The organism is Acinetobacter sp. KAM396 (assembly GCF_021602765.1).
GTDB lineage: Bacteria > Pseudomonadota > Gammaproteobacteria > Pseudomonadales > Moraxellaceae > Acinetobacter > Acinetobacter towneri_A.
In genome coordinates this window covers 1-1,286 of sequence record NZ_BPPH01000084.1, presented here as the reverse complement: position 1 = coordinate 1,286, position 1,286 = coordinate 1, and the positions used below count along the sequence as shown (strand labels likewise).

1 protein-coding gene and 1 pseudogene are annotated in these 1,286 nt (G+C 45.6%); both read left to right on the top strand.

Annotated features, from left to right (window positions below; translation table 11 throughout):
* A pseudogene (gene istA / locus L6C30_RS14575) lies at nucleotides 1-609 on the top strand (IS21-like element ISAba8 family transposase); the annotation flags it as partial.
* On the top strand, nucleotides 609-1,286 hold a 678-nt coding region (gene istB / locus L6C30_RS14570), incomplete at its 3' end, for an IS21-like element ISAba8 family helper ATPase IstB (RefSeq protein WP_236163332.1). The pseudogene istA and the gene istB, both read left to right, overlap by 1 nt.

The window sequence follows — 1,286 nt, the reverse complement described above, 5'->3', positions numbered from 1 at the left end:
AAAGCCTTTGTCGCAACATTAGGGTATTCCAGAGCGACTTTCGTGAAATTTTATGATCATGAACGTACCGATGCATGGATCGATGGTCTAGAAAATGCATTTCAGTTCTTTGCAGGAGTACCTCAGGAAATCCTGTTTGATAACGCTAAAACGATCATGATTGAACGGGATGCCTATCAGGAGGGGCAGCATAAATGGAATCCCAAACTGCTCGACTGCGCCAAGAAATACAGCTTTCGTCCTCGCGTATGTAAGCCCTACCGTGCACAGACCAAAGGCAAAGTTGAACGCTTTAATGGATACCTCAAATCAAGCTTTATTGTGCCATTGAAAGCAAGCCTGAAGACTTCGGGTTTACTGTTAGATGTTGATGTCGCCAATGCCCACATTGGCCGGTGGCTGCATGAAACCGCCAATCAGCGGATTCATGCCACCACGCAAGAAAAACCGGCTGTTCGACTGCAACAGGAGCAGCAAAAATTTACGCCATTACCGCAATCAGATACGGGTTCTGGCACTGTACCTGTTGCAGCAGCACAGCATGTCATGCCCTACGAGAGTTTGCAGCATCCCTTATCGGTATATGACCAGTTGCTGGGAGTTTCCTGATGAATCTGCAATACGACCGTATAGAGCAACTTTGCCAAAAGCTCAATCTGCCTGCCATCGCATCACAATGGTCACATCATGCACAACAAACATTAGGTCAAGATGGAAGTTATGCCGACTTTGTTGAAGCGATCTTGACGCATGAATATGCTGCCAGGCAACAGCGCAGTCAGCAGGTACTGATGAAACTCTCAGGCCTGCCTCAAGTCAAAACCCTGGAAGACTATGATTTTAATTATGCCCTAGGGGCCCCTAAATCACAGGTGATTGAACTGTTCAATCTGAGCTTTATTGCTAGAGCAGAAAATGTGGTGTTTCTCGGGGCTAGCGGAGTAGGAAAAACGCACTTATCTATGGCATTAGGCTATAAGGCCATCATGAACAACATTAAAATCAAGTTCATTACCGCCGCCGATCTCATGCTGCAACTGAGTACAGCCTATCAGCAAGGTAAACTGAAAACCTATATGCAACGTGCGGTACTGGGACCAAAGTTACTGATTATCGATGAAATTGGTTATTTACCGTTTGGACGTGAAGAAGCGAATCTGTTCTTTAACGTGATTGCCAAGCGTTATGAAAAAGGCAGTACGATATTGACGAGTAACTTACCCTTTAGCCAATGGTCTAAGTCATTTGCGGATGATGTTACGTTGACCGCTGCGATGTTAGATCGG